The organism is Stenotrophomonas pictorum JCM 9942 (genome assembly GCF_001310775.1).
Classification (GTDB): domain Bacteria; phylum Pseudomonadota; class Gammaproteobacteria; order Xanthomonadales; family Xanthomonadaceae; genus Stenotrophomonas; species Stenotrophomonas pictorum.
Map to the genome: position 1 here is coordinate 1 of NZ_BAZI01000757.1, position 664 is coordinate 664.

The window sequence follows — 664 nt, forward strand, 5'->3', positions numbered from 1 at the left end:
CGCGGCAGGTCGCGGTGATAGAGCTGGTCCTGCAGCGCGCGGGTACCGGTGGAGATGATCGTCTTCAGCCCGGACAGCAGCGCGGGCACCAGATAGGCGAAGGTCTTGCCGGTACCGGTGCCGGCCTCGGCCAGCAGCACATCGCGCTGCTCGAATGCGTCGGCGATGGCGCCGGTCAGGCGCAGCTGCGCCGGGCGCGGCACGAACGCGTCGATCTGGCGCGCCAGATCGCCGCCCTCATCAAGCGCTTGGCAACTGCGGTGGACCAGATCGGACATGGTGGGCACGCCAACCGTCAGCCGACCCCGGCGCGGCCGGAATCGGCAGCCGGATCAGTAGCGTTTGATCCCCGGCACCGTGCAGCCTTCAATCTGCGCATGCGCGGACACCGCGTTTTCCTTTTCGGCGCGGGCCAGACGGGCCTGTTCGATCGTGGCCCAGTGCCGACGGCACAGCGGGCCGGTACGCGAGCCCAGGTCCACCGCCTTCTTGGCCAGGGTCTCGGCGCGCACCCAGTCGCCCTGCAGCAGCGCCACTTCAGCGCGCTCCTGGAGGATGCCCGGATCGTTGTCCACATGCAGCAGCGCCTGGTTCAAGGTCTCGGCCGCAGCGGCCAGATCACCGGCCTTGCGCTGGGCGATGGCCGCCTCGCGCAGGTCATCGA

The 664-nt window shown here is 69.7% G+C and carries 1 protein-coding gene and 1 pseudogene; both read right to left on the bottom strand.

Going from position 1 to position 664, the window contains the following annotated elements:
* Positions 1–278 (bottom strand): DEAD/DEAH box helicase (locus JCM9942_RS17505; RefSeq protein WP_157723076.1); only part of this gene is annotated, 278 nt, incomplete at its 3' end.
* Between the two features lie 54 nt (positions 279–332).
* Positions 333–664: pseudogene (locus JCM9942_RS17510) on the bottom strand (hypothetical protein); the annotation flags it as partial.